This is a genomic window from Streptomyces sp. SD15 (assembly GCF_054462255.1).
This window is the reverse complement of sequence record NZ_JBTLMO010000086.1, coordinates 1-23,586: the sequence shown is the minus strand read 5'-3', so window position 1 is coordinate 23,586 and position 23,586 is coordinate 1. Positions and strand designations below refer to the sequence as shown.

Here is a 23,586-nt window from a genome sequence, read left to right as displayed (position 1 = left end):
CCGCATGGCTGCATACCTACAATCACCACCGCGGACACACCGCGCTCGCAGGCAAACCACCCGCCAGCCGCGTCCCCAACCTCACAGGGCAATACAGCTAGCGCTCCGCTGCTCGCCGAAGAAGGGTCGGTGCGTTGTCGGGTGCGGGACGTGCGTGGCTTGTCGCGCAGTTCCCCGCGCCCCTTTCGGGGCGCGCCCACGCGGCAAAGCCGCACATGTCACAGCCCGCGCCCCTTTCGGGGCGCGGAACGTGACGTCTACGGCGTCGGCCGCACCACCATCGCCGAGCCGCCCCCGCGCCGTACCTTCTCCGCCGCGGCCAGCCACTGGCCGTTGGGCAGGCGCTGGACGCCCGTTGCCGCGCCGATCTCGGGGTTCAGCCTGAAGGAGTGGCCGAGGGACTCCAGTCGGGTTTTGAGCGCGCTGTCGTACAGGCCGGGCTCGAGCTCCGTCTGAGCCGCGTTGCGCTGGCTGGCGCGCGGCGCGGCGATCGCGTCGACCAGAGGCAGCCCACGGTCCACGAACTGCGTCAGGGTCTGCAGGACGGTCGTGATGATGCTCGCACCGCCCGGCGAACCGAGCGCCACGACAGGCTGGTTGTGCCGGTCCAGGACGATCGTCGGCGAGATCGACGAGCGCGGCCGCTTCCCGGGGCCCGGCAGGTTCGGGTCGTGCACGGCCGGGTTGGCGGGCGCGAAGGAGAAGTCCGTCAGCTCGTTGTTGAGGAGGAAGCCGCGGTCCGGAACCGTGATGCCGCTGCCGCCGGTCTGCTCGATGGTGAGCGTGTAGGCGACGACGTTGCCCCACTTGTCGGCCACCGTGAGGTGCGTGGTGTTCTCGCCCTCGTACGTCGTCGGGGCGGCCGTCCCGGCGGTGGAGCAGGCCGCCGGATCGCGCGGGTCTCCCGGCGCGAGCGGGCTCGTCAGCACCGCGTCGTCCTTGATCAGGCACGCGCGCGAGTCGGCGTATCGCTGCGAGAGCAGTTCCTTCGTCGGTACGTCCTCGAAGGCGGGGTCGCCCAGCCAGCGCCCCCGGTCCGCGAACGCGATCCGGCTCGCCTCGATGTAGCGGTGCAGGTACTGCGCTTCGCTCGTCTTCGAAAGGTCGGTGTTCTCAAGGATGTTGAGCGCCTCGCCGACCGTCGTGCCACCGGACGAGGAGGGCGCCATCGAGTAGACCTTCAGGTCGCGGTAGGCCGTCTTCGTCGGCGCCTGCCGCTTCGCCTCGTACGCCGCGAGGTCCGTCAAGGACAGCTTGCCGGGTCTGGCGTTGTAGCCCGAACTCGGGTGCACCGGCGGCTTGTTCACGGTGGCCACGATGTCCTTGGCCAGCTTCCCACGGTAAAGGGCGCCGACGCCCTTCTTGCCCAGCTCCTCATAGGTGCGGGCCAGATCGGGGTTGGTGAAGGTCGAGCCGACCACCGGGAGCGAGCCGCCGGGCAGGAACAGCTCGGCGGTGTCCGGGAAGTTCTTGAAGCGGGCCTGGTTGGACTCGGTCTGGGTGCGGAAGGTCGCGTCGACCGTGAAGCCGTCGCGGGCGAGTCGCTCGGCGGGCTTCAGTACGGTCGAGAGCCGCTTGCTGCCCCAACTGTCCAGCGCCGTCTGCCAGGTGGCGGGCGTGCCCGGGGTGCCGACGCCCAGTCCGCTGGTGACGGCGTCCGCGAAGGCGAGCGGCTTGCCGTCCTCCAGGAACAACCCCGAGTCGGCGGTCAGCGGCGCCGTCTCACGGCCGTCGATCGTATGCACCGTACGGGATGTGGCGTCGTAGTAGACGAAGTAGCCGCCACCGCCGATCCCGGACGAGTAGGGCTCGGTGACGCCGAGGGCCGCGGCCGTGGCGACGGCGGCGTCCACCGCGTTGCCGCCCTTCTTCAGGACCTCGATCCCCGCCGCGGAGGCGTCCGCGTCGACGCTCGCCACGGCGCCGCCGTACCCGACCGCGACGGGCACCTTCGCCGGGGTGACATCGGAGGCGGGTGGCGCCGCCGCGCCGATCGACACCACTGTGGCCGAAACCGCTAAGACCGTTAGATTCCGCGCAACAGAACGACGCATCCGTACCTCCAGTCAACAGCCGTCTGCGCAGCGTAACTTCACCACCGGTCTCCCGTCAGGCTCCCCTCGAACACCGGTCCGTACTCCCGCTAGCATGCGCGCCCATGAATGACGACGTGCGCAACATCCTCCTCGGCGTGGTCGCGGCCGGCCTCAGCGCCGCGCTCGGCTGGCTCGCCCGTACGTATCTGTGGAAGCGCAAGCTCCGCCGCAAGCAGACGTTCTTCGGGCTGCCCGACAACTCCGAGTCGCTGCTGGTGGTGAACCGCGAGGCGGGCGGCCCGGAGCTCACGGTGATGCGCTACGACGTGTTCGCGCTGCTCGAACTCTCCGCACTGATCAAGGACTGCGGCGCGCACGCCCAGGTCGTCGCGCACGACGCGGCACAGCAGGGATTCGGCGAACGGACGGAGTTCTGCGTGGGTGGGCCGTCGTCGAACCGCCGTATGGCCGCGCATCTGCACTCCCTGCTGCCGGGCATCCGCGTGAACATCGATGCCGAACCGGGCCCCGACCGCGGCGCCTTCCAGATCGGCAGCGAGCGCTATCGCCTGGAGCCGGGCAAGGGCGAGTACGTGATCCTCGCCCGGCTCGTCGCGGGCCAGGACCGCGGCACGAGACCCGTCTTCCTCTTCTGCGGCCAGCGCGCGATCACCAACCAGGCGGCGACCCGCTACCTCGCCCGCAACCACGAGCGCCTGGCGCGCAAGAACGGCACCGGCTCCTTCGTGCTGCTCCTGAAGGTGGTGAACTCCCAGGCGTACGGTCCCGATGTCGTCGAAGTCGTGGCGGACGTGACCCGGACCGCCCAGACCCCGCTGCCGACGACCGTGCCGGCGCGCAATTCCCATCGCGCCTCCTAGGTTTCAAGAACATTCAACAATCGTTACTCGCGCGTAACTTACCGACGGGTTACCTTCGGTAAGTCGGCGAGGTTACCGTCTGGTCACTTCCCATTGACACGTGTGAGGAGTGACCCGTGGGACACCACAGCCATGCCCTGCGTACGACTGCCGTGGGGGCCGTCTCGGCGGCCCTGATCGCCGGCAGTGCCCTCGGGCTCGCCCCCACCGCGCAGGCCGCGTCCGCCGGTATCCGATTCGTCGACATCTCCGGAGACGGCGGCACGGTTCTCAAGGCCAACGTCGTCACCCCCGCGAACGCCGAGAGCACCGCCACCTATCCGCTCCTGGTGCTGCCGACGAGCTGGGGCACGCCCCAGGTCGAGTACCTCGCACAGGCCCAGAAACTCGCCGACTCCGGCTATGTGGTGGTCACTTACAACGTCCGCGGCTTCTGGCAGTCCGGCGGAGAGATAGAAGTCGCGGGCCCACCTGACATAGCCGACGCGTCCAAGGTGATCGACTGGGCACTGGCGAACACCCCGGCCGACGCGCGCAAGGTCGGCATGGCGGGAGTCTCGTACGGTGCCGGCATCAGTCTGCTCGCCGCCGCGCACGACAAGCGCATCAAGGCGGTCGCCGCGCTCAGCGGCTGGGCCGACCTCATCGAGTCGATCTACTCCGGGCGCACCCAGCATTCCCAGGCAGCCGCCCTGCTCGGCGGCGCCGGCTATCTCACCGGCCGGCCCAGCGCCGAACTCCAGCAGACGCTCGACGACTTCTTCTCCTCGAACCTGGCGAAGGAGCCGGAGATGATCGCCTGGGGGAAGAAACGCTCCCCCGAGACCTATGTCGACCAGATCAACGACAACGGCGCGGCCGTCTTCATGGCCAACGCCTGGGGCGACTCGCTCTTCCCGCCGAACCAATACGCCAAGTTCTACGAGGAGTTGACCGGCCCCAAGCGGCTGGAGTTCCGCCCCGGCGACCACGCCACCGCCGAGGCGACCGGCCTGCTCGGGCTCCCCAACGACGTCTGGACGGACACCGGCCGCTGGTTCGACCACTACCTCAAGGGCATGGACAACGGCATCGACCGCGAGCAGCCGGTCCAGCTCAAGTCCCGCTCCACGGGCGGATACGAGGGCTATCCGGACTGGAAGTCGGTCGGCGCGACCACGAAGAAGATCGCCCTCGCAGGCACCACGACGATCCACGCGAACGTCGACTCGGGCGCCGACGGCGGGATCATCTTCCTCTCCAACATCCTCGACCAGCTCGCACAACTGCCCCCCGTGGCCTCGATCCCGCTGCTGCCCCGCCACTGGGCCGCCGTCTGGCAGTCGCAGAAGTACACCAGTGCCCAACAGGTCCGCGGCACCGCCAAGTTGCACACCACGGTCACCGCCACCAAGGGGAGCGGCACCCTTGTCGCCTACCTCTACGACGTGGGCCCGCTCGGCCTCGGCAAGCTGGTCAGCAACGCGCCGTACACCTTCCACGGGCAGACGCCCGGCAAGCCGTTCGGCCTCGACCTGGAGCTGTACGCCACGGCCTACGACGTCCCGGCAGGGCACCGGCTCGCCCTGGTCGTCGACACGGTCGACCCGCTCTACATCGAGCACAACCCGTCCGGCGCGCAGCTGACCTTCTCCTCACCGGCGAACGACCCGTCCTACGTGTCGGTTCCCCTGCGCGAGCAGTGATCTCCGGCTGCCGCCGGCCGGGTTCAGGGCCTGTCTTTTGGATCAGGCCTGGGACGCGGGGTCTGGCACCGACCAGGCGCCGTTCTTGAAAGCGACCTGATCCAAAAGACAGGCCCTGACCCTGTGAGCTGCCGCTCCCCCTACAGTCTCGGGGCTGTGGGGGGACCCCCACCCGGCAGCAGCGTCCCTGGGTCGGCCGGTGCCACCTCCACGGCCTCGGTCTTGGGACTGCGCTGCTCCCACCGGGACACCCACTGGGCGAACCAGGAGAGCAGCATGCACATCCCGATGTAGATCGGCGAGATCACCATCACCACGGGGATGAACGGCAAATCGTAGTCGAGGTTCGACGCGATCAGTTTCCCGGCGTGGAGGAACTCCTCGTAGGTGATCAGATAGCCGAGCGAGGTGTCCTTCAGGGCCACCACGAGCTGGCTGATGATGGCGGGCAGCATGGCCCGCACACCCTGCGGTACGAGGACGTACGACATGACCTGGGTCTTGCGCATGCCGAGCGAGTACGCGGCCTCCCGCTGGCCGCGTTCGACGGAGTTGACGCCCGAGCGGAAGACCTCGGCGAGCACCGAGCCGTTGTAGAGCGTGAGCCCCGCGACCAGCGCGGGCAGCGGCTGCACCTTGAGCGCCACGAAGATGAAGAAGATCATCACCAGCACGGGCATGGCCCGGAAGAACTCGACGACGAGCGTGGACAGCCAGCGCACCGGGCGGTGGTCCGACAGCCGTCCCGTCGCGAGGGCCGCGCCCAGCGCCAGCGAGAGCACCGCGGCCATCGCGAAGGCCTTGAGCGTGTTGCCGAGGCCCCGCAGCAGCAGTTCCTGGATGCCCGTGTACTCGAAGGGCATCCATTTCGTGTACGTGAACTGGTCGGTGTCGAACAGGAGATACAGGATCCAGCCGATCAGGGCGAGGATCAGGACGCTGGACACGACCCCGTACATCCGGTGCCGTTGGCGGGTCTTGGGCCCGGGGATGTCGTAGAGGGCGGTGCTTTCGGGGGCAGTGGCGGTCATCGGGCGACTCCCCAGCGCTTTTCCAGGACATTGAAGATCGCGCTGATGGTGAGGGTGATGATCAGGTAGCCGACGGCGATCCAGAAGAAGGTCCAGACGATGTTGTAGCCCAGTTCGCTGAGCGTCTTGTAGGTGCCGAGCAGTTCGTTGACGCTGAACGCCCCGGCGATCGCCGAGTTCTTGGCGAGTGCGATGAGGGTGGATCCGACCGGCGGGATCACCGAGCGGAAGGCCTGCGGCAGGACGACCAGCGACAGGGTCTGGCTGAACGTCATACCGAGGCTGCGGGCCGCCTCGCCCTGCCCCTTGGGCACGGTGTTGATGCCTGAGCGCAGAGCCTCGCAGATGAACGCCGAGGTGTAGCAGCCGAGCGCCAGCACCGCGAACACCTGGAAGGGCAGCACGAGTCCGAAGCGCGGCAGGCCGAGCAGCACCGCGAAGAACAGCAGCGTGAGCGGGGTGTTGCGCAGCACGGCCACCCATGCCGTGCCGAAGGCCCGCAGCGAGGCGACCGGTGCGACCCGGAACGACGCCATCACGAAGCCGAGCGCGAGGGCCAACGCCGAGGCGTAGACGGTGAGTTCGACCGTGCCGAGGAAGCCTTCGGCGAAGGTGGAGAAGTTGTCTGTCAGTACGTTCACGTCGGCCTCGCTCAGCTCGCCGGGTAGCGGTCGATGGCGGGCGGCTGGGGCGCGGGTACTCCGGAGAGGCCGAGCGTCGCCTCGTACGCCTTCTTCCAGTCACCGTTCTTCTCGCGGGCCTCCAACGCGTCGTCGAGCGCGAACCGCAACGCGTTGTCGCCGCGCGGGACGCCGATGCCGTACGGCTCCTCGGAGAACGGCTTGCCGACGACCTTGAGCTCGTCGGGCAGCTTCGCCGCGTACCCGATCAGGATGGCGTCGTCGGTGGTGACGGCGTCGACCTGGTAGGTGAGCAGGTTGTCGACGCAGACCGAGTACGTGTCGTACGCCACCAGCGTCGCCTGCGGAAAGTCCTCCTTGATGCGCTGGTACGGGGTCGAACCGGCCGCCGAGCAGACGCGCTTGCCGGCGAGGTCCTGCGGCCCTTGAATGTCCTCCTCGTCCGCGCGCACAAGCAGCGACTGACCGGCCATGTAGTAGGGGCCCGCGAATCCGACGAGCTTCTTGCGCAGGTCGTTGATGGTGTAGGTGCCGACGTAGAAATCGATCTGACCGTTCTGCAGGGCGGTTTCGCGGTTGGCCGAGGCGATCGTCTTGAAGCGGATGGTCTTCGGGTCGAAGCCGAGCGAGGCCGACATCATCCTGGCGATCTCGATGTCGAAGCCGGAGTAGCTGCCGGTCGCCGGGTCCCTTTCGCCCAGGTACGGCTGGTCCTCCTTGACGCCGATGGTGAGGTAGCCGCGTTTCTTGGCGCGCTTCCAGGTGGGCGAGGCCGGGAGCTCAAAGCCTTGTGCCACTTCGTAGTGGGGGAGTTTTTCGGCGGCGGGCCCCTTGGTGGGCGGGCTGCCTTCCTTGCCGCAGGCGGCGGCTGTGACGATGACGATGAAGGTGACGATCAGTGCCGCGAGGGCGCGGCGCACACGTGTCGTACGGATCATGCGGTGCGCTCCCCCGCTCAGTGCTTGAGGATCTTGGAGAGGAAGTCCTTGGCGCGATCGCTGCGCGGGTTGGTGAAGAACTCCTCGGGACTGCGGTCCTCGACGACGCGGCCGTCGCACATGAAGACGACGCGGTTGGCGGCGGAACGTGCGAAGCCCATCTCATGGGTGACGACGACCATGGTCATGCCGTCACGTGCGAGCTGCTGCATGACCTCGAGGACCTCGTTGATCATCTCGGGGTCGAGTGCCGAGGTCGGCTCGTCGAACAGCAACGCCTTGGGGTCCATGGCGAGGGCGCGGGCGATGGCCACGCGCTGCTGCTGGCCGCCGGAGAGCTGTGCCGGGTACTTCGGGGCCTGCGAGGCGAGGCCCACCCTGTCCAGGAGTTCGAGGGAGCGCTTGTCGGCCTCCTCCTTCTTGCGGCCGCGGACCTTGATCGGGGCCAGCGACACGTTCTGCAGGACCGTCTTGTGCGCGAAGAGGTTGAAGGACTGGAAGACCATCCCGACGTCGGCGCGGAGCTTGGCGAGGGCTTTGCCCTCCTCCGGCAGCGGCTGTCCGTCGAGCTTGATCACCCCCGACTCGATGGCCTCCAGCCGGTTGATCGCTCTGCACAGTGTCGACTTTCCCGACCCCGACGGGCCGATGACCACGACCACCTCCCCCTTGCCGACGGTGAGATTGATGCCCTGAAGGACATGCAGCTCCCCGAAGTGCTTGTTCACGTCATGCATCTCGATCAACGGATCGACAGCCATGCCCGGCCCTACCCACTCTCAGCTGTGTCGCAGTCGCCGCAAACTATCCAGACAGAGAGTGACTTTAATACTCGACACGCACTTTTCGGGCATTAGCCGTATTTATGGAGTTTATGGTTTACGGCGTGGCAGGTGGGCCTCGGGTTCCCCCTCCGACACCTCCGCGAACAGTTGGGAGAGTTCGGGAGCCCCGCTGGACGCCCAGGAGTGGCCGGAGGCGACCACATCGATCTCCCGGCCGGAGGTCAGGCGCACCACGGGATGGCCGTTGGGCCAGATCTCCCAGAGCGCGCCGGGGATCGTGCGCACGATGACCGAGCCGAGATAGAGGCCGACGTCGTTGCCGAGCCACGGCAGGCTCTCCTCGTCGTCGCGCCAGCGCGGCAGCAGCTGGTCGAGCGCCTCCAACGAGGCGGCGGAGTCGTCGAGTTCGATCCCCGCCTGGTGCGCCTGCGCGCGCAGCAGCTCGCACTCGGAGAGGAGCTCGGCGACGCCCTCGGGGTCGTGGTCACCGTCGGAGAACACCGCGACGCCGAAGGCGAGACCGTGCTTCTTGCGCCAGTTGCCCAGGAAAGAGATGTTCATAGACCCAGCGTGACATTCGCACTCCAGGTCGCACCACAGGCGCGCCCCGGGAGACGCCCGGAGGTCACGCCCCGAAGGGCACTCACACGTCGAGGTCCACCACGACCGGCGCGTGGTCCGAGGCCCCCTTGCCCTTGCGCTCCTCGCGATCGACGTACGCGTCCTTGACCGCCTTCGAGAACGCCTGGTTGCCGTACACCAGGTCGATACGCATCCCGCGGTTCTTGGGGAAGCCGAGCTGGCGGTAGTCCCAGTACGTGAACGGGTGGTCGTACTTGAGGGGGCGCGGGACCACGTCGGAAAGGCCCGCCTCGCGGAGGGCGGTGAGGGCGGCGCGCTCAGCCGGGGTGACGTGCGTGGCGCCTTCGAAGAGGGCGATGTCCCAGACGTCGTCGTCCGTCGGCGCCACGTTGTAGTCACCCATCACGGCGAAGGGCCGACTGCCCGCCGCGTCGCCCGCGATCGCCGCCTTGAGGGCCTCGAACCAGTGGAGCTTGTACGCGTAGTGGGGGTGGTCCACCTCGCGCCCGTTCGGCACATACACCGACCAGACGCGGACCGGGCCGCAGGTCACGGAGAGGGCGCGGGGCTCCTGGACACCGTCGAAACCGGGGTCGCCGGGCAGGCCCTTGACCACGTCCTCCAGGCCTACCCGGGAGATCACCGCCACGCCGTTCCACCGCCCCGTCGCGTGCACCGCCGTCTCGTAGCCCAGCTCGCGCAGCTCGTCGACGGGGAACTGCTCGGCGGCGACCTTGGCCTCCTGGAGGCACAGCACGTCCGTGCCACTGCTCTCCAGCCAGGCGAGAAGTCTCGGGAGACGGGCGGTGATCGAGTTCACGTTCCAGGTCGCGATGCGCATGCTTCACAACCTACCCGGCGGGTATGACAACGGGTCTCCGCGGCCCGCACTGGTGTCCGCCCCCGCTAGGGCCTGTCCGGCGGATCATGCCGGAGGCGCGGGGTCTGGCACGCCGATCTGCGGCGTTGTCGTCGGTTGCCGACTCCCCCAAGTTCTCGGCTTCGCTCGAACAGGGGGGACCCCCATCGCGTCGACGCCCTCCTCCGCCTTGCAGCTCGACGCACCAGACCCCGCTCACCTGCGCCGACAAGGTGCCGCTGCTTCCCTCCGACCTGATCCGCCGGACAGGCCCTCATGCTCAGACCTCCGCCGACGCCCCTGGCGTGAGGCGCAGGTGCTCCGAGCCGCCCAGGGCGCCGATCTGATTGTCGTAGATCGGACGGGCGAGGTCCGTGAGGAGGGCGTCGTGGATGTCGTACGCGCGCTGCGGCTTGACCTCGCGGACGTACTCGATGACCTCGGCGATCTTGTTCCACGGGGCCATGACCGGGAGCATCAGCGTCTCGACCGGCTGATCGGGGACGGTGAGTGCGTCGCCGGGGTGGAAGACACGGCCGCCGTCGATGAGGTAGCCGACGTTGGTGATGCGCGGGATGTCCGGGTGGATCACGGCGTGCAGTTCGCCGTGCACCTGGACGTCGAAGCCCGCGGCGGTGAACGTGTCGCCGTGGCCGACGGTGTGCACACGGCCCGGGAAGGCGGTGGAGATCTTCTCCGCGACCGACTTCAGGGTCCAGATCCGGGCCGCCGGGTTGGACTCCAGGCCCGCCCGCAACCGCTCCTCGTTGAAGTGGTCGGGGTGCTCGTGCGTGACCAGGATGGCCTCCGCGCCCACGGCGGCGTCCTCCTCGCTGAAACCACCGGGGTCGATGACGAGCGTGCGTCCGTCCTTCTCGAGACGGACGCAGGCGTGCGACTTCTTCGTGAACTTCATGGGGTCCATCCTGCCCCTGCCGGGGCGGCGGTGGCCCGCTCAGCGTGGTGCTTCCACTGCCAGGATGATCACTCCGTGGGGGTCGTCTCCTCGCGGATGACCTGCTGCGCCACCTTGAACGCGCTGTTCGCGGCCGGCACGCCGCAGTAGACGGCCGCCTGGAGGAGCACTTCCTTGATCTCGACCGGGGTGAGGCCGTTGCGGAGGGCGGCGCGGGTGTGGAAGGCGAGCTCGTCGAGGTGACCGCCCGCGACCAGCGCGGTGAGCGTGACGCAGCTGCGCGAACGCCGGTCGAGCCCGGGCCGGTCCCAGATCTCGCCCCACGCGTACCGGGTGATGAAATCCTGGAAGTCCCCGGAGAACTCGTCCGCCGAGGCCAGCGCCCGGTCCACATGCGCGTCGCCGAGCACCTCGCGGCGGACCTTGATCCCGGCGTCGTACGGGTCGGGCCTGCCCAGGATCTCGGGCTGCGCGACGGGCGGGGAGATCTCGGCGACCGGGGCGACCGGCGGGGGCGTCGCGAGGGCCGGCTTGACCGGGGCCGCCTGGATCGCCATCTGCCCGGTGGTCGAGTCGTAGGCCGGCTGCCAGGCGGTGGAGAAGTGCCGTACCAGCAGATCCATGACCGCGGCGGGCTGTTCCACGGGCACCAGGTGCGAGGCGCCGGGTACGACCGCAAGCCGCGCGTCCGGTATGCCGGCGACCAGTGTGCGGGCCTCGGCGGGCCCGGTGACCTGGTCGTCCGAGCCGACCAGGACGAGGGTCGGCACGCCGATATGGCCCAGCTCCGCGCGTACGTCGAACGCGGCGAGCGCCTCGCAGGCGGCGATGTAGCAGCCGGGGTCGGTGGTGCGCACCATCTGCACGGCCCACTCGGTGATCGCGGGCTGGGCGGCGGCGAACCCGCCCGTGAACCACCGCTCGGGCGAGGTGCGGGCGATCGGGTCGAGCCCATTCGTACGCACGATGACGCCGCGCTGGCGGAACTCGTCGGGCGTACCGAAGCGGGGTGAGGCGGCGATCACCGCGAGGGAGGCGATCCGCTCCGGGTGCCGCAGGGCCAGCTCGATCCCGATGGCGCCGCTGAACGCGCAGCCCGCGTAGCCGAAACGCTGCACGCCGAGCCCGTCGAGGGTGGCGAGCAGCCGCCCGGCGATCTCGGCGACCGAACCCGCGGGGTACGCGGGGGCTCCGCCGTGGCCCGGCAGGTCGAACCGGAAGATCCGCCAGTTCTTCGAGAGCTCCGGGATCTGCCGGTCCCACATGTGCCATGTGGTACCCAGTGAGGGACCGAGGATCAGGACAGGGGCGTCTTCTGGCCCGTCAAAGCGGTATTGCAGGGTGTTCATCGGTGTCTCACTCACCCGCCTGACCCTCTCATCTGTCACGGACGCCCCTATAACGGGGGGTCGGTAGAGACCATCCTGACCAGGTTGAAGACCTCGCGGGCGGCATATCGCTTGAGGCAACGGATGATCACACGACGGGTCTTGCCCTCCTGGGTACGGCGTTCGTAGTACGCCTGGGTGCGCGGGTCGTGGCGCAGCCGGGTGAACACGATGCGGTGCAGAGCGGCGTTCGCCTGCCGGTCGCCACCATGGTTGAGCCGACGCGAGCTCCGACCGCCCGAGGAGTACTCGATGGGGCTGACTCCGCACAAAGCGGCGAAAGAAGCCTCGCTGCTCAGCCGCTCGGGATTGTCGCCCATGGTGATCAGGAGCGTGACAGCGGAGTCCGGGCCGATACCAACCGGCGCGAGCAGCTGCGGGGCATGTCGTTCAACGAGCCCGGTCAGTCGCTGATTCAGCTCATCGATCTGCCCGGTCAGCTGCTCGATACGCTGAGCCAGCAGGTTCAGCGTCATGAGAGTGGCCTCAGCTACGGTGTCCTCATCGCCCCCGCCGGCCCCGCCCTCGCGCGGGCTGAGGCCCGCGCAGGTGCGGAACAGTTCGCGGTTGCCCAGGCTGGAGAGTCGTTCCCGCAGGGCGGGGTCGGCTACGACCAGAACGGCCTTGAGTTGGTTGATCGCCTGGGTGCGGGCCTTGACCGCGGAATCCTTGGCGAGTTTGAACATCCGAGCACTCTGCACAGGACCGTCGCCAGTTTTCGCCCGCGCCCGGGCGCGACCGCTGAGCACGGCCCGCGCAGCTGCCTGCGCATCGAGCGGATCCGACTTCCCCAGCAGACGACGGGCCGAGCGGTCGGGCCGATTCACCTCGAACACCACGACATGCTGCGCCAGCAGGTAGCGCGACAGGCCCGCGCCGAAGGTACCGGTCCCCTCCACTCCGGCCCGCCGCACTACTCCCGACTTGCGGGCCCAGGCGAGCAGCCGACGGTAGCCGACCGCTGTGGCCGGAAAGGACTTGGTGCCCAGGATCTGGCCCAGTGGGCAGACCACTGCGGCGACATGATCCTCGCCGTGTGTGTCCACCCCCAGGACGACCTCGCCCCAAGCGGGCGGGCCTGTGCTGGTGGAAGAGGTGCTGCGCTGTCTGGTCGTCATGCTGGTCCGCCTCCCGCGTGGTGATGTGCTGGGTGGCTGGCACCTGCCCGGTCGGGTGGTCTGAACCGTGATGGCGCCTGAAAGACGGCAAGGCCCCTATTGGGACACACCCTGTGGCTCGGTGACAGCAGGCATCATCCCGCAACGGCAGTCGACATGCCTGTGACAAGACACTTCGGTCAAAGGTGTCATGAGTCAGACCCCCGTCCGGAACGGTGTTACGCAACCGTCCCACTGCCCCCGGCGCAACCGCACGACCCGACCGCTCCCGGAAGATTTCGTCCGAACCGGTACTGAACCTGCTCTGGACGGGATAACGATGAGTTGACTCCTCGTCCACCCGTGACCGGCATTGAGGCTTTTCCATCCTCACGTTGATGCGCGGTGAAGGACGAGGACCGCCTTCACGATGTCGGCGATCCGGGGTCGTACTGCAGCGGAGTTTTCGCAGGAGGCGTCAGCCCTTCAGGAGGGCCATGGCCTGTTCGCCGACGCAGCGGATCTTCGCGTGGGTGGTGTTGTGGCGACGCCTCCACAGCTTGAGCCGACGGCCTCGAAACGGTACGTGGCCCGGATGTCCGGCACCTTGGTACGCCTTGTCAGCCCAGCACTTGAGCCGTTCGGCCGCGACCGCGTCGATGATTCCGTGGCGTCCGGCGGCCGTCAGGTCATGGGCCGAGCCGGGCAGGGCGGGCGCACAGCAGACGGCCGAACGGATCGGTCAGGACCTGGACTTTCATGCCGTGGCGTTTGTATTTCCCTGCAGTACGTGGTGTCGGCGGCGATCCGGTCGATCGGCAGGAGGGTGCCGTCCAGGACCACGAATGCCTTCTTCCCGGCCGTGTCCGCGCCCTCGGCCAGGCTGGGAGCGCGGGCGGACAGGAAGTCGACGGCCTCGGGGATGTAGCGGTAGACCGTGGCAACGCCAATACCGAACCCGGCGGCGAGCCGGGCGTAGGTGTCACCGCACCGCAGGTGAGCCAGGGCGAGCAGGGCCTGCCGGTCGGCTGCCGCGTCGCCACCACGTGCCGATCTCACGTCATCGCGCGGCCAGTTGCCCGGTCAGGTAGCGCAGCGTGCGGCTGGACAGGTCGATCGCCGACGGGTGGACAAACACGCGAAGCTCCTGGCAGCACGGTGGATCTTGGTCGTGACACCGTGCTGCCAGGAGCTTCTTCGTTCCGCTGGACCTGTCTAACTCGTGCTCAGCGCAGCCAGGTTGGAAAGGGCTCTTTACGTGGGCGAATCCGACGGACGCCGCCGAGCCGACCGTTTACCGGCAAGAGAAAGCCGCGAGGCGCTTGCGGATGAGGCAGCGGCCGTGACCGCCGCGGCAAGGGAGGCGACGGAGAGCACGGTGAACAAGTGCGGGTAGCCGCCCAAGGTCTCGGCGAGACTCGCACCCGCCCAGGGCGCGATCGCAGCGGCGACGGCTGCGGGTGCGGCCAGTAGGCCGGAGAGCTTGCCGTAGTGGGTGGCACCCCAGCGATCAGTGACGGCAGTGGCTTGAAGGAGCGTGAGGTTGCCGCGGACCATGCCGCGGCGACGGCCAGAACCACGAGGAGGGAGATGGGGCCGGGAGCCAGGCCCAGGGCGAGGGTGGTGACGCCGCCCGCGGCGATGAGGAGCACCGCGCGAGTGGCGGCCGTGGTGTGCCTGGCGAGACGTGCATACAGGGTGCGGCCCAGAGTCTGGCCTGCGCCGCCAAGTCCCACGGCCCATGCGGCTGTTGTAGTGCTCGCGCCGCGTTCGGTCAGGAGCGGGACGAGGCCGATGACGACCGCGTAGACCGCGAATCCGGAGAGGGCGAAGGCGGCCGCGAGAAGAAGGAAAGGGGCGTGACCGGGCGACCGTGTCCTGCTCGTCCGGCGAGGTGGCGTGGGTGGGTTGCTCCGGTGGCGGTGGCCATGGGGCGCGTAGGGCGAGTGCGTGTGCGGGGATGGTGATCAGGGCAAGGATCACGGCCAGGATCGCGTACGTGGTGCGCCAGCTGAAGTGGTCGGCGAGGGCGGCGGTGACGGGTGCGAAGACGGTGGAGGCCAGGCCGCCGACCAGGGTGATGACGGTGAGGGCGCGGACGCGGTGCGGTCCCCACCAGCGGGTGACGGCGGCGAAGGCGGGCTGGTAGAAGGTGGCCGCCATCGCGGTGCCGGCCAGGAACCAGGCGGCGTAGAAGACCGGCACGTTGGGGGCAGCGGCGACGGCCAGGACGGCGGCCCGCCGGCCCCGCCCCAAGCCCGGGAAGATCGGCCAGAACCCGCAGGTGCGGGACTTCATCCAGGACCATCTGACCCGGCGGTGGAGCCCCGAGCAGATCTGTCACGCTCTGCGCAGAAAGTTCCCCGACCGGTCGGAGATGCACGTGACCCACGAGACGGTCTACCAGGCTCTCTACGTCCAGGGCCGGGGCGAACTCCGTCGCGAACTTGCCAAGGCCCTGCGGACCGGACGCGCACGCTCTCCTTGGTGGGGCGTTACTCTCACGACTACTATTGACACTCCGTCACCTTAGGGCTCTCGCCCCTTAGGCAATCCCGAATTCCTCTTGCATTGGACGTATCGAGCGTGACGTAGGCGACCCGTCCGTTCCCTTGAGTGAGCTCGCTGCCCACCGCCCACCAGCCGGAAGATTGGGGCGAAGCAAAGGGGATTCGCCTGATGCTGGTGGCTCCGCTCCGGGCGTTGTATGTCGGAGGATGCACATTTCCATCACTGGGAACTGGGCTTCAAACAGTCTGGTCTTCGCCATATCACACGGACCTTGCGCGACAGCACCTTAAACGCCTTCGCAGCGCTTCACGTTTTCCCGCCATGCTGTTGCCCCCTCGCGCTTTCGTGTCCAGGTAAGGCGGGTGGTCCAGAGGCTTCTCCTTCCGAACCTCTACTCTCTGAAAGAGTGATCCAACGCCGAGTTAGACGGCGCAACTTCGCCCTGCGGACGGCTTTCCCGTCCGCCTCGGTCGGGCGTTAATCCGGCGACTACTACGGGCCCTCCGTCGCCCTAGGACCCGCATCCCGTAGGCGATCCCACGTTCGTTTCTGCTTGTACGTTCTAGCGCGAGTTAGGCGTCCCACTCATCTCCTTGAATGCCCTCGCTGGGCATCGCTCCGCACTCCGGAAGTTGCTCCGACCACACCATACGAAGCCGGAGCAGAGCACGGCGCCGGTTTCAGTTGTCTTTCTGGCGGATGGGAACTTGCATCTTTTGGAGAATTGGGCTTGAAACAATCCAGTCTTCGCCATATCGCGCGGGCCACCCAGTACCCTGTCCCTGACAACTGGGCCCGGTCACTGGTTTTCTGACATGCTTTTGTCCCCTTCACCTTTCGGATCCAGGTAAGTCATCGGGCCCAGGAACCTCCTTCCAAGTTCCTCCCGGCTGAACCGGGGATACAAACAGAGCGCCTCGTGGCGCACAAGGTCTGCTCGACGATCCACCGCTTCGGCGCCGGCGCGAAGTCCTTCGTGTGCGGATCGCGCTGCACCACCTCGATGTCGATGCCCAGGGCGGCGCCGTGGTCGATGACCGCGTTCTTGAAACCGGCGTTCACCCAGCCCTTGGTCACGGACGGGTTGTCCGCGGCGACCTGGTCCAGCAGCGTGATGCCGATGGCGTTGTCGTGCACGCTCGCCGGAACCACGATCACCGCGATGAGCAGGCCCAGGATGTCGGTGGTGATGCCCCGCTTGCGGCCCCGGCTCTTCTTGCCCGGATCCAGCCCCGTCGTGGCCTTGGGCGCGTTGACGGAGGCGTGCACGGTCTGGGTGTCCATCACGATCGCGGACGGGTCCTCACGGCGGCCGCGGCTCTCGCGCACCTGCCAGCGCAGCAGGTTGTGGATCACCTGGTCGGTGCCGTCGTCGCGCCATTTGCCGAAGTAGTAGTACACGGCGGTGTACGGCGGGAAGTAGTGCGGCAGGTAGCGCCATTGGCGGCCCACCCGGGCTTGGTACAGGATCGCGTCGACGATCTCTCGCATCTCGTACCGGCCCTCATGACCGCTGACCGAGCGGTGCTGTCCCTTCCAGGACGTGATGACCGGCCGGATCAGCTCCCACACCTCCAAGTCGCCCTCGCGTCAGCACCGCGCACTGCCGGGGCTGTCGCAGCGGCCGGCCACGCCGGCTGATCCGCGACACCGGCACGGGAAGCGTCGGAGATGGGGGTGAAGATCAGCCAAGTGATGTCCCGTCAACCGTTCGCGCTGCGCCCGGTGGCCGGCCTGGTGGCTCGACTTGCCGCTGGATCTGGCCGGTGTCCCGGATGGACCGTCTCATCGTCCAGGCAGTGCGTCGCGCCATGGGTCGGGTGTCAACCCTGCCGTTGAGGTTCCTCGCGGCGATGGCCGCGCTCTACGGGCGCTCGGCCATCGCTCACACCTCCAGCACCAACCGCTCTCCTTCCGGTGCACGCGAGACGCAGGGCAGCATGGCGCCGGCCGCACGTTCGGTGGCGGTGAGCCGACGGTCACGATGATCGACATGGCCATGGGCCACCCGTACCCGGCAGGTGCCGCAAAACCCCTGGCGGCAGGAGAACGGTAGGTCCGGCAGGGCCTCGTGGAGAACATCCAGGGCGGAGCGGTCGTACGGCACTGGCAGAACCCGTCCGGTGTCGCCCAGCTGAAGTTCGAAGGGACGGCCGTCCGTGATCGGGGCCGGGGCGAAACGCTCGAAGTGCAGGGCTGACGCGCGGCTGTCACCGAACGCGCGCCGAACGCCGTCGATCATGGGCGCGGGCCCGCAGCAGTACACCGCACCCGCCGCCGGGCTCAAGCTCAACAGATCGGCTGCTTCGGGCACGCCAGACTCGTCGTCAGGACGGATGAAGACCCGGCCAGGGGCCGCGGCCGCGAGTTCGGCCAGCTCTGCCGCGAAGGGCATCGAGCCGCGGCTGCGGCCGGTGTGCACGAGCCTCCAGTCCAGCCCGCGTCGGGCGGCTTCCCGAGCCATCGGCAGGATCGGGGTGATGCCGATGCCGCCCGCGATGAGCAGGATGACTGCTTCGGCGGCGAAGGGGAAGGCGTTCCGGGGCCCGGTGATGGTGACCCGCACACCGTCCCCGAGGGCGTCGTGTACCTCGGCCGAACCGCCTGCGCCGTTGGCGATGCGGCGTACCGCGATGCGGTACCGGTACCGGTCGGCCGGGTCGCCGCACAGAGAGTACTGCCGCTTACGGCCGGAGGGCAGGTGCAGTTCGATGTGGGCGCCGGGCTGCCAGGGCGGGAGTGTTCCCCCGTCGGGTGCTGCCAGCCGCAGGGAGACGACATCCTCGGCCTCTTGGTGCTTGGTGGCGACCACCAGTTTCCGGATCACGGGCATCTCGGTGGCCGGCGGGCGCCTGGGAGGAGTGCTGCGCCGCGCGAGGCGCGTGACCGCGTTGTCGCTGAAGGCCGCCAGCTTCTGCATGAAGGAGTCGCCGCGCGGTCTGCCGTACAGGTCCGGCGGCCGGGTGAGGGGTGTGCTGATGTCCAAGGGATGCCTCGCTGGTTGCTGGGTCATTGGGCAGCCGCTCGGGCAGCGGGGGACGCCGCCAGGTAGGCGACCGCCTGCTGGGTCGAGCCCTCCTGGGTCGGGTGGTAGCCGGGGCGGAAGTAGCGCAGTACCGAGCGGGCGAACGCGCCCGGTGGCGGCAACAGGTCCTTGCGGGCGGCGGCCAGGTAGTCGCGGAAGCGGACCTTGACCCGGTCGTCGAGTTCGGGGTCGGCGCTCATCAGGAAGCGGACTCCGCGGATCCACAGGCGGGTCAGCACCGGAGCGGTGACGAGCATGCCGGCCACTCGGCGCCGGTAGCGGGGATCGAGGTGCACCAGCAGGTCGAACGCGACCGAACGGTGTTCGACCTCCTCCGCGCCGTGCCAGCGGAACAGATCGAGCATCGCGGGGTCCGCGCCGGCCTGGTCCAGGTGCCCGTTGCTGAGAATCCAGTGACCCATGTACGCGGTGAAGTGCTCGAAGGCCGCTATGAGGGCGAGCCGTTGGAGGAGGTGCGCGAGTGTGGCGGCTGGCGTCAGCTCCGGCCGGTCTCCGAGCACCCTTCGGAAGATCCATTCGGACTGCCGGGTGTACGGGGCCGGGTCCAGCCCCTTGGTGAGCAGGTGCTCCAGGACCTCCTGGTGCGCCTCGGCGTGCATCGCCTCCTGGCCGATGAAGCCGCGTACGTCCTCGCGCAGCCGGTCGTCGGTGATCAGTGGCAGTGCCTGCTCGAACGTGCGCACGAACCAGCGTTCGAGTTCGGGGAGCATCAGGTGGAGTACATCGAAGGTGTGGGTCGCGAAGGGCTCACCCGGCAGCCAGTGCAGCGGGGTGGCGCCCCAGTCGAAGGTGACGTCCCGGGGTTGCAGCACCAGGTCGTGGTGGTCGATGAGCTCGGACGGACGCTCCGGGTGGGCATGTGCGGCTCGGAACATGACAGGTTCCTCCTCCGTCGGCGATCGGTGTGTGCGGAAGGGCGGTCAGGCAGTCGTCCAGTACTGCCAGTCTGTTACTGCTGGTCTGTCAGATCGGGTGCGCGGTGTGGTCCGGATCGCGGCGGGAGCCGTCTTCGATGCGGTTGGCGAACTCCGCGATCCGGGACGCGATCTCCTCGGGGTGGCTGAGCTGTACCCAGTGCCCGGCGTCGATCGGGCGCCGTTGTATCTGGCGCGTCCAGTGCTCCACTCCGTACGACAGCACCGGGGTGACGCAGAAGTCGCGCGTGGGGATGATGAGCTGAATCGGGACGGTGGTCGGCCGGTCCCGGGGACGCAGCAGGCGGGGCAGCATGTTGGCGCGGTACAGCGCGGTGCCGACCACGGCGTCGCGGGCCAGCGTCGGATCGGGGTAGGGGGTGTGCCCGGGCACGCCTTGGGAGCCGGTGAGGAAGGCGCGCCAGCGGTGTCCCAGCGCTCTCCAGGTCAGCGCGGGCAGGAGCGGAAGATGGAAGTAGGCGATGTACCAGGACCGTGCTGCCTGCCGCAGCATCTTCGGCAGATCCGGATGCCGCGGCCGAAGGCGGGCACGGATCAAGTGGCCGACGTGGTCCAGGCAGGGTCCGGAGATGGAGGTGAACGAGGCGATCCGCCCGGCCAGGCGGGTGCCGGTGACCGACTCCCAGGAGTGGATCGATCCCCAGTCGTGTCCGACCAGGTGCACCGGGCGGTCGGGGCTCACGGCGTCGAGAACCGCCTCCAGGTCGGCTTCCAGGCGGGACATCCGGTAGGCGCGCAGACCCCTGGGCCGGTGGGAGGCACCGGCTCCCCGCACGTCGAAGGCGGTGACGTGGAAGCGGTCGGCCAGGCGATCGGCGACCGGTCGCCACACGGCGCTGGTGTCCGGATAGCCGTGGACCAGCACCACCGGAGGAGCCGTGGACGCTCCCCACTGGTAGGCGGCCAGCTCCACGCCGTCCGCGGCGATCCGGCGGGCGGCCGTGCCGGTCATCGGCCACCGCTGGCAGGGGTCAGTTCGCCGTAGTTCAGACCGCCGTGGACGAAGCTGGGCACCACCGGCCAGTGCCGCTTGAAGGGGGCCAGCTCCGAGGAGGGCAGGATCTGCAGCCAGCGCGGATCGCGCCGGCTGGGGTCGGCGAGCGTCTTCTCCTTGACCATGGAGTCGTACTGGTCGAGAGAGTCCTCCAGAGTGTTGGCGTTGGGCACCACCTCATGGCCGTAGAACGCGGCGTGGCGGCGCACCCCGGGGATGCGGGAGAGCTCGGGCTGCCAGTTGTCGGCCGAGATGCCGTTCTCGGAGGAGACCCACACCCCGTCGGGGGTGTTCAGCACCAGGGAGTGGTTGCCGTCCGTATGGCCCGGGGTCCACAGCAGGCTGACGCCGACACCGAGTGCGACATCGCCGTCGAAGGCGGTGACGCGCTCGTCCGGTACCCCGTCCATGCCTCCGTCGACGTACCAGGCCCACTGCATCGGATGCATCGATTCGAAGGTGCCCAGCTCCCTGCGGTGCACCAACAACCGGGCGCGCGGGAACAGCGCTTCGCGGGGCGCCCGTTCGCCCGGAATGGTGCTGGTACTTCCCATGATCATGCGCACGTCCTGGACGTGCAGGTGGTCGAAGCTGACGAAGTCCACGTCCTCGGGTCGCAGACCGCAGGAGGGCAGGACGGTGTTCGGGTCCTGGTAGAGGCGGGCGAAGACGTGCTCGGTGAGAAAGTCCCCCGCCAGACGCTTGAGCTGGGCGTAGAACGGCGCTTGAGCCGTTCCGGCGGCGACGGTCGGCTCCCACACCAGTGTTTTCGGCTCACCGTCGAAGCCGTCGAACTGCACGACGAGCATCCGGTTGACGATGCTCACGAACGGGTTGACGGCGAGCGCGGCGCCGTGGAAGCCGAACCGGGTCGGGTACGGGGCGGCGGCGATGTCGAAACTGCGGACGGCGTGGATGCGGCCCTGCTGGACGAACCGCTCGCGGTAGGTGGCCGCGGCGCTGCGCACGGCGTGCAGCCGGTCGCCGCGGGGCCATACGTCGTGGACCCCTTCGAATTCGGGGATGGGACGCGGAGCGGCGGCGTCCTGGGCCTTCTTCGCGCTGGGCGCCGGCTTGGGCGTGGTGGTCACGGGCTCAACTTTCGGGATGGCGGGCGGTCCGGGTGCGCTGCTCGTAGGCCGCGCGGACCGACCGGTCGGACAGGGCGGCGAGCTGGTTGGGGACAAGGAGGTGATGCAGGGCGTCGCGGGCACGGCCTGGCAGCAGCGCGGCCAACCGGGTCAGGGCGGCCACCTGGCGGGGAACGAAGACCTCGAACCGCGGGCGCAGCACGACGTCGAGCACCGCGTCAGCCACCTGATCTGTCGTCAGGCGTCGGGTGGGGCCGGTCGCGGTGCCCACGGCCAGCTCGGTGTCCACGACGCCGGGCATCACCAAGGACACGTGCACGCCGGTGCCGCGCAGTTCGGCGCGGACGGCTGTGCTGTAGCCGTGGATGGCGTGCTTCGTCGCCGCGTAGGTCGCCTCGCCGGCCGGGGCGACCTTGCTGGCGGCGGAGGCGATGTTCACCACGTGGCCGCGACCGCGTTTCCGCATCCCCGGGATCACGAGTTTCATCCCCCGCACTACGCCGTGGACGTTGACGTCGAACTGGCGCAGGGCGGCTTCCTCCGGTTCCTCCTCGAAGGGGCCCACCCACATGATTCCGGCGTTGTTGACCAGTACGTCGATCGGCCCCAGCTGGGTCTCGACGGTGCGCAGGAAGTCTTCGAAGGAAGGTGTGTCGGTGACGTCGAGAGGCAGCCCGAGCAGCCGGCCACCGGGATGCGCGCCGATGGCACCAGCCGCCTCCGTGGCAACTTCCGCGTCGAGGTCGCCGATCGCCACGGCGGCTCCGGCCGCGGCGAGCCGGGCCGCGACGGCATGCCCGATTCCGCGGCCCGCCCCGGTGACCGCGATCACTCGGCCGGTCAGCGGTTGTGTGCGGGGGAGCCTGTCGCGGTCTCTTCGGCTGGACGTGTACGGGTATTTGGGCGGTGCTGCCACGGTCGAGCCCCTTTCTTGCCCTGAGCATGAGCGGAACGCCGAGCGGCAAGCGGCCCCCCACGCGCGTCTGACACGATGCCATGTCAGATGAACTGACAAGCTAGAGTGTCAGTTCGGAGCACACCGGTGTCAACACCTCTGCGAAGGGGAAAAATGACCGGCACACAGACCGCTGGGCGGCGCTACGGCGGACGCGATGCGGCGCAACGACAGCAGGAGCGCCGCACCCGCCTCATCCAGGCGGGCCTCGACATGTTCGGCACGGTCGGATACGCCTCAGCCTCCGTCAAGCAGGTGTGCTCGCATGCCGGACTGACCGAGCGCTACTTCTACGAGTCATTCCGCGACCGTGAAGACCTTCTCGCCGGGGTCTACAACGAGCTGATCGCTACGATCAGCGCCGAAACCGCGCAGGCCGCAGCCGCTGCCGCACCCGATGTCGACGCCCAGCTGCGCGCCGGCCTCGAGGTGTTCATCCGTACACTGGCCGGCGACGCCCGCATGGCCCGCCTGGTGCTGATCGAGGTCGTGGGCGCCAGCCCCCGCCTCGAAGTACGGCGCCGTGAGGTCCTGCACGAATTCGCCGCCATGGTCGCCGCCGTCGTTGGACCGCTCCCTGGCCCGGAAGCCTCCTCCAGCCGGCTCACCATGACCGCGATGAGTCTGGTCGGCGGAGTCAACGAACTCCTCGTGGACTGGACGCTCGGTCACCAGAACGCCACCGTCGAAGAACTGATCGACCTGTGCTGCACCCTGTTCATCGCGGCTTACCGAGCCATCAGCGATCAGCCCTGATCACGCAGGCCCGGATTCCTTCAGGAGCTTCTGCATCGGACGGCAGCGCACGCCCCCTGCTCACCGGCCCGGCGCACTCGGCGGCCCTGGTTCGATCAGGCAGGCCGACGAGAAACATTGCGCAATGAACGCAGGTGCGGCGCACCTGCCGGCTATCGGCTGTCGGACGGGTTACATATCGATCATCCATCCGGAAGCGACGCGATGTGATCGGGTTGAGCGGCCGCGAACCATGACGGGCACGTCGCGTCGGGGGAGCTGCTGAACGGCGGGGGATCACCCGCCGCCTGCGCCCCCGCTGGCGCGCCTGTCCCGGGGTCCAGCCCGCGCGGGACCGGCCCTGCCGCTATCGCCGGGTGCCCGCAATTGCCCAGGCCCGCTAAGACGTCATCTCATTTGGTGAGTCTGCGATAGCAGATGAGGGTGCAGGCGATGCTGGTGAAGGCGAGGAAGTGGTCG

At 68.5% G+C, this 23,586-nt stretch carries 19 protein-coding genes and 3 pseudogenes; 4 read left to right on the top strand and 18 right to left on the bottom strand.

The genetic code is table 11. The features are described from left to right. Window positions 1-257 precede the first annotated feature (257 nt). On the bottom strand, window positions 258-2,054 hold the full coding sequence (gene ggt, locus ACX28W_RS41650) for a gamma-glutamyltransferase (protein WP_459005324.1): 1,797 nt from the start codon (window positions 2,052-2,054) through the stop codon (window positions 258-260). A gap of 104 nt (window positions 2,055-2,158) precedes the next feature. Here ggt and ACX28W_RS41645 point away from each other — a divergent pair, with 104 nt between their 5' ends. After that, complete coding sequence (locus tag ACX28W_RS41645; protein ID WP_459005323.1) at window positions 2,159-2,917, top strand: hypothetical protein; 759 nt, start codon at window positions 2,159-2,161, stop codon at window positions 2,915-2,917. A gap of 116 nt (window positions 2,918-3,033) precedes the next feature. Beyond that, entirely contained in the window at window positions 3,034-4,602 is a 1,569-nt protein-coding gene (locus ACX28W_RS41640; RefSeq protein ID WP_459005322.1) for an alpha/beta fold hydrolase, read from the top strand. A 140-nt stretch (window positions 4,603-4,742) separates the two neighbouring features. Here ACX28W_RS41640 and ACX28W_RS41635 read toward each other — a convergent pair whose 3' ends face one another. From ACX28W_RS41635 to ACX28W_RS41585, 11 genes and pseudogenes are all read right to left on the bottom strand, one after another. After that, complete coding sequence (locus tag ACX28W_RS41635) at window positions 4,743-5,633, bottom strand: amino acid ABC transporter permease (protein WP_459005321.1); 891 nt, start codon at window positions 5,631-5,633, stop codon at window positions 4,743-4,745. Then, the gene (locus ACX28W_RS41630) at window positions 5,630-6,274 is read right to left on the bottom strand and encodes an amino acid ABC transporter permease (RefSeq protein WP_459005320.1); all 645 of its coding nucleotides are present in this window, start codon (window positions 6,272-6,274) and stop codon (window positions 5,630-5,632) included. The genes ACX28W_RS41635 and ACX28W_RS41630 overlap by 4 nt, the downstream gene beginning before the upstream one ends. Before the next feature lie 11 nt (window positions 6,275-6,285). Next, complete coding sequence (locus ACX28W_RS41625) at window positions 6,286-7,212, bottom strand: glutamate ABC transporter substrate-binding protein (RefSeq protein WP_459005319.1); 927 nt, start codon at window positions 7,210-7,212, stop codon at window positions 6,286-6,288. Between the two features lie 17 nt (window positions 7,213-7,229). Beyond that, window positions 7,230-7,973: an amino acid ABC transporter ATP-binding protein gene (locus ACX28W_RS41620; protein ID WP_459005318.1), complete on the bottom strand. Its 744-nt coding sequence runs from the start codon at window positions 7,971-7,973 to the stop codon at window positions 7,230-7,232. Between the two features lie 111 nt (window positions 7,974-8,084). After that, window positions 8,085-8,558: a DUF6278 family protein gene (locus ACX28W_RS41615; protein ID WP_459005317.1), complete on the bottom strand. Its 474-nt coding sequence runs from the start codon at window positions 8,556-8,558 to the stop codon at window positions 8,085-8,087. Between the two features lie 82 nt (window positions 8,559-8,640). Continuing rightward, window positions 8,641-9,420: an exodeoxyribonuclease III gene (locus ACX28W_RS41610; RefSeq protein WP_459005316.1), complete on the bottom strand. Its 780-nt coding sequence runs from the start codon at window positions 9,418-9,420 to the stop codon at window positions 8,641-8,643. Between the two features lie 298 nt (window positions 9,421-9,718). Next, a complete protein-coding gene (locus tag ACX28W_RS41605; RefSeq protein ID WP_459005315.1) occupies window positions 9,719-10,354 on the bottom strand; it encodes an MBL fold metallo-hydrolase in 636 nt (211 codons plus the stop codon). Between the two features lie 68 nt (window positions 10,355-10,422). Then, on the bottom strand, window positions 10,423-11,718 hold the full coding sequence (pcaDC, locus tag ACX28W_RS41600; protein WP_459005314.1) for a bifunctional 3-oxoadipate enol-lactonase/4-carboxymuconolactone decarboxylase PcaDC: 1,296 nt from the start codon (window positions 11,716-11,718) through the stop codon (window positions 10,423-10,425). Between the two features lie 32 nt (window positions 11,719-11,750). Beyond that, entirely contained in the window at window positions 11,751-12,860 is a 1,110-nt protein-coding gene (locus tag ACX28W_RS41595) for an IS110 family RNA-guided transposase (protein ID WP_459005313.1), read from the bottom strand. 369 nt (window positions 12,861-13,229) lie between these two features. Further along, window positions 13,230-13,977 (bottom strand): annotated as a pseudogene (locus ACX28W_RS41590) (transposase family protein). A gap of 116 nt (window positions 13,978-14,093) precedes the next feature. Continuing rightward, window positions 14,094-15,074: pseudogene (locus ACX28W_RS41585) on the bottom strand (MFS transporter); the annotation flags it as partial. On the opposite strand from ACX28W_RS41585, the pseudogene ACX28W_RS41580 reads away from it, so the two are divergent. Further along, a pseudogene (locus ACX28W_RS41580) lies at window positions 15,055-15,318 on the top strand (IS30 family transposase); the annotation flags it as partial. The pseudogenes ACX28W_RS41585 and ACX28W_RS41580 overlap by 20 nt on opposite strands. 884 nt (window positions 15,319-16,202) lie before the next feature. On the opposite strand, the gene ACX28W_RS41575 reads toward ACX28W_RS41580, so the two are convergent. The 6 genes from ACX28W_RS41575 to ACX28W_RS41550 form a co-directional block, all read right to left on the bottom strand. Continuing rightward, complete coding sequence (locus ACX28W_RS41575) at window positions 16,203-16,928, bottom strand: IS5 family transposase (protein WP_459005312.1); 726 nt, start codon at window positions 16,926-16,928, stop codon at window positions 16,203-16,205. Window positions 16,929-17,235: 307 nt separating this feature from the next. Continuing rightward, complete coding sequence (locus ACX28W_RS41570; protein WP_459005311.1) at window positions 17,236-18,336, bottom strand: PDR/VanB family oxidoreductase; 1,101 nt, start codon at window positions 18,334-18,336, stop codon at window positions 17,236-17,238. Between the two features lie 23 nt (window positions 18,337-18,359). Next, window positions 18,360-19,271: a metal-dependent hydrolase gene (locus tag ACX28W_RS41565; RefSeq protein ID WP_382009728.1), complete on the bottom strand. Its 912-nt coding sequence runs from the start codon at window positions 19,269-19,271 to the stop codon at window positions 18,360-18,362. An 88-nt stretch (window positions 19,272-19,359) separates the two neighbouring features. Further along, window positions 19,360-20,283: an alpha/beta fold hydrolase gene (locus ACX28W_RS41560; RefSeq protein WP_459005310.1), complete on the bottom strand. Its 924-nt coding sequence runs from the start codon at window positions 20,281-20,283 to the stop codon at window positions 19,360-19,362. After that, window positions 20,280-21,416, bottom strand: a complete 1,137-nt coding sequence (locus ACX28W_RS41555) for an MBL fold metallo-hydrolase (RefSeq protein ID WP_459005309.1) — start codon at window positions 21,414-21,416, stop codon at window positions 20,280-20,282. The genes ACX28W_RS41560 and ACX28W_RS41555 overlap by 4 nt, the downstream gene beginning before the upstream one ends. Window positions 21,417-21,420: 4 nt before the next feature. Then, window positions 21,421-22,332, bottom strand: a complete 912-nt coding sequence (locus ACX28W_RS41550; RefSeq protein WP_459005308.1) for an SDR family oxidoreductase — start codon at window positions 22,330-22,332, stop codon at window positions 21,421-21,423. A gap of 153 nt (window positions 22,333-22,485) precedes the next feature. Here ACX28W_RS41550 and ACX28W_RS41545 point away from each other — a divergent pair, with 153 nt between their 5' ends. Further along, entirely contained in the window at window positions 22,486-23,127 is a 642-nt protein-coding gene (locus ACX28W_RS41545) for a TetR/AcrR family transcriptional regulator (RefSeq protein ID WP_261691957.1), read from the top strand. Window positions 23,128-23,586 lie beyond the last annotated feature (459 nt).

What these genes read in the sequence shown, in the direction of transcription:
- ACX28W_RS41615 (WP_459005317.1), bottom strand. Translation starts at nt 8,558, where the DNA reads ATGAACATCTCTTTCCTGGGCAACTGGCGCAAGAAGCACGGTCTCGCC.
- ACX28W_RS41645 (WP_459005323.1), top strand. Translation starts at nt 2,159, where the DNA reads ATGAATGACGACGTGCGCAACATCCTCCTCGGCGTGGTCGCGGCCGGC.
- ACX28W_RS41635 (WP_459005321.1), bottom strand. Translation starts at nt 5,633, where the DNA reads ATGACCGCCACTGCCCCCGAAAGCACCGCCCTCTACGACATCCCCGGG.
- ACX28W_RS41605 (WP_459005315.1), bottom strand. Translation starts at nt 10,354, where the DNA reads ATGAAGTTCACGAAGAAGTCGCACGCCTGCGTCCGTCTCGAGAAGGAC.
- ACX28W_RS41565 (WP_382009728.1), bottom strand. Translation starts at nt 19,271, where the DNA reads ATGTTCCGAGCCGCACATGCCCACCCGGAGCGTCCGTCCGAGCTCATC.
- ACX28W_RS41545 (WP_261691957.1), top strand. Translation starts at nt 22,486, where the DNA reads ATGACCGGCACACAGACCGCTGGGCGGCGCTACGGCGGACGCGATGCG.
- ACX28W_RS41625 (WP_459005319.1), bottom strand. Translation starts at nt 7,212, where the DNA reads ATGATCCGTACGACACGTGTGCGCCGCGCCCTCGCGGCACTGATCGTC.
- ggt (WP_459005324.1), bottom strand. Translation starts at nt 2,054, where the DNA reads ATGCGTCGTTCTGTTGCGCGGAATCTAACGGTCTTAGCGGTTTCGGCC.
- ACX28W_RS41560 (WP_459005310.1), bottom strand. Translation starts at nt 20,283, where the DNA reads ATGACCGGCACGGCCGCCCGCCGGATCGCCGCGGACGGCGTGGAGCTG.
- ACX28W_RS41620 (WP_459005318.1), bottom strand. Translation starts at nt 7,973, where the DNA reads ATGGCTGTCGATCCGTTGATCGAGATGCATGACGTGAACAAGCACTTC.
- ACX28W_RS41595 (WP_459005313.1), bottom strand. Translation starts at nt 12,860, where the DNA reads ATGACGACCAGACAGCGCAGCACCTCTTCCACCAGCACAGGCCCGCCC.
- ACX28W_RS41610 (WP_459005316.1), bottom strand. Translation starts at nt 9,420, where the DNA reads ATGCGCATCGCGACCTGGAACGTGAACTCGATCACCGCCCGTCTCCCG.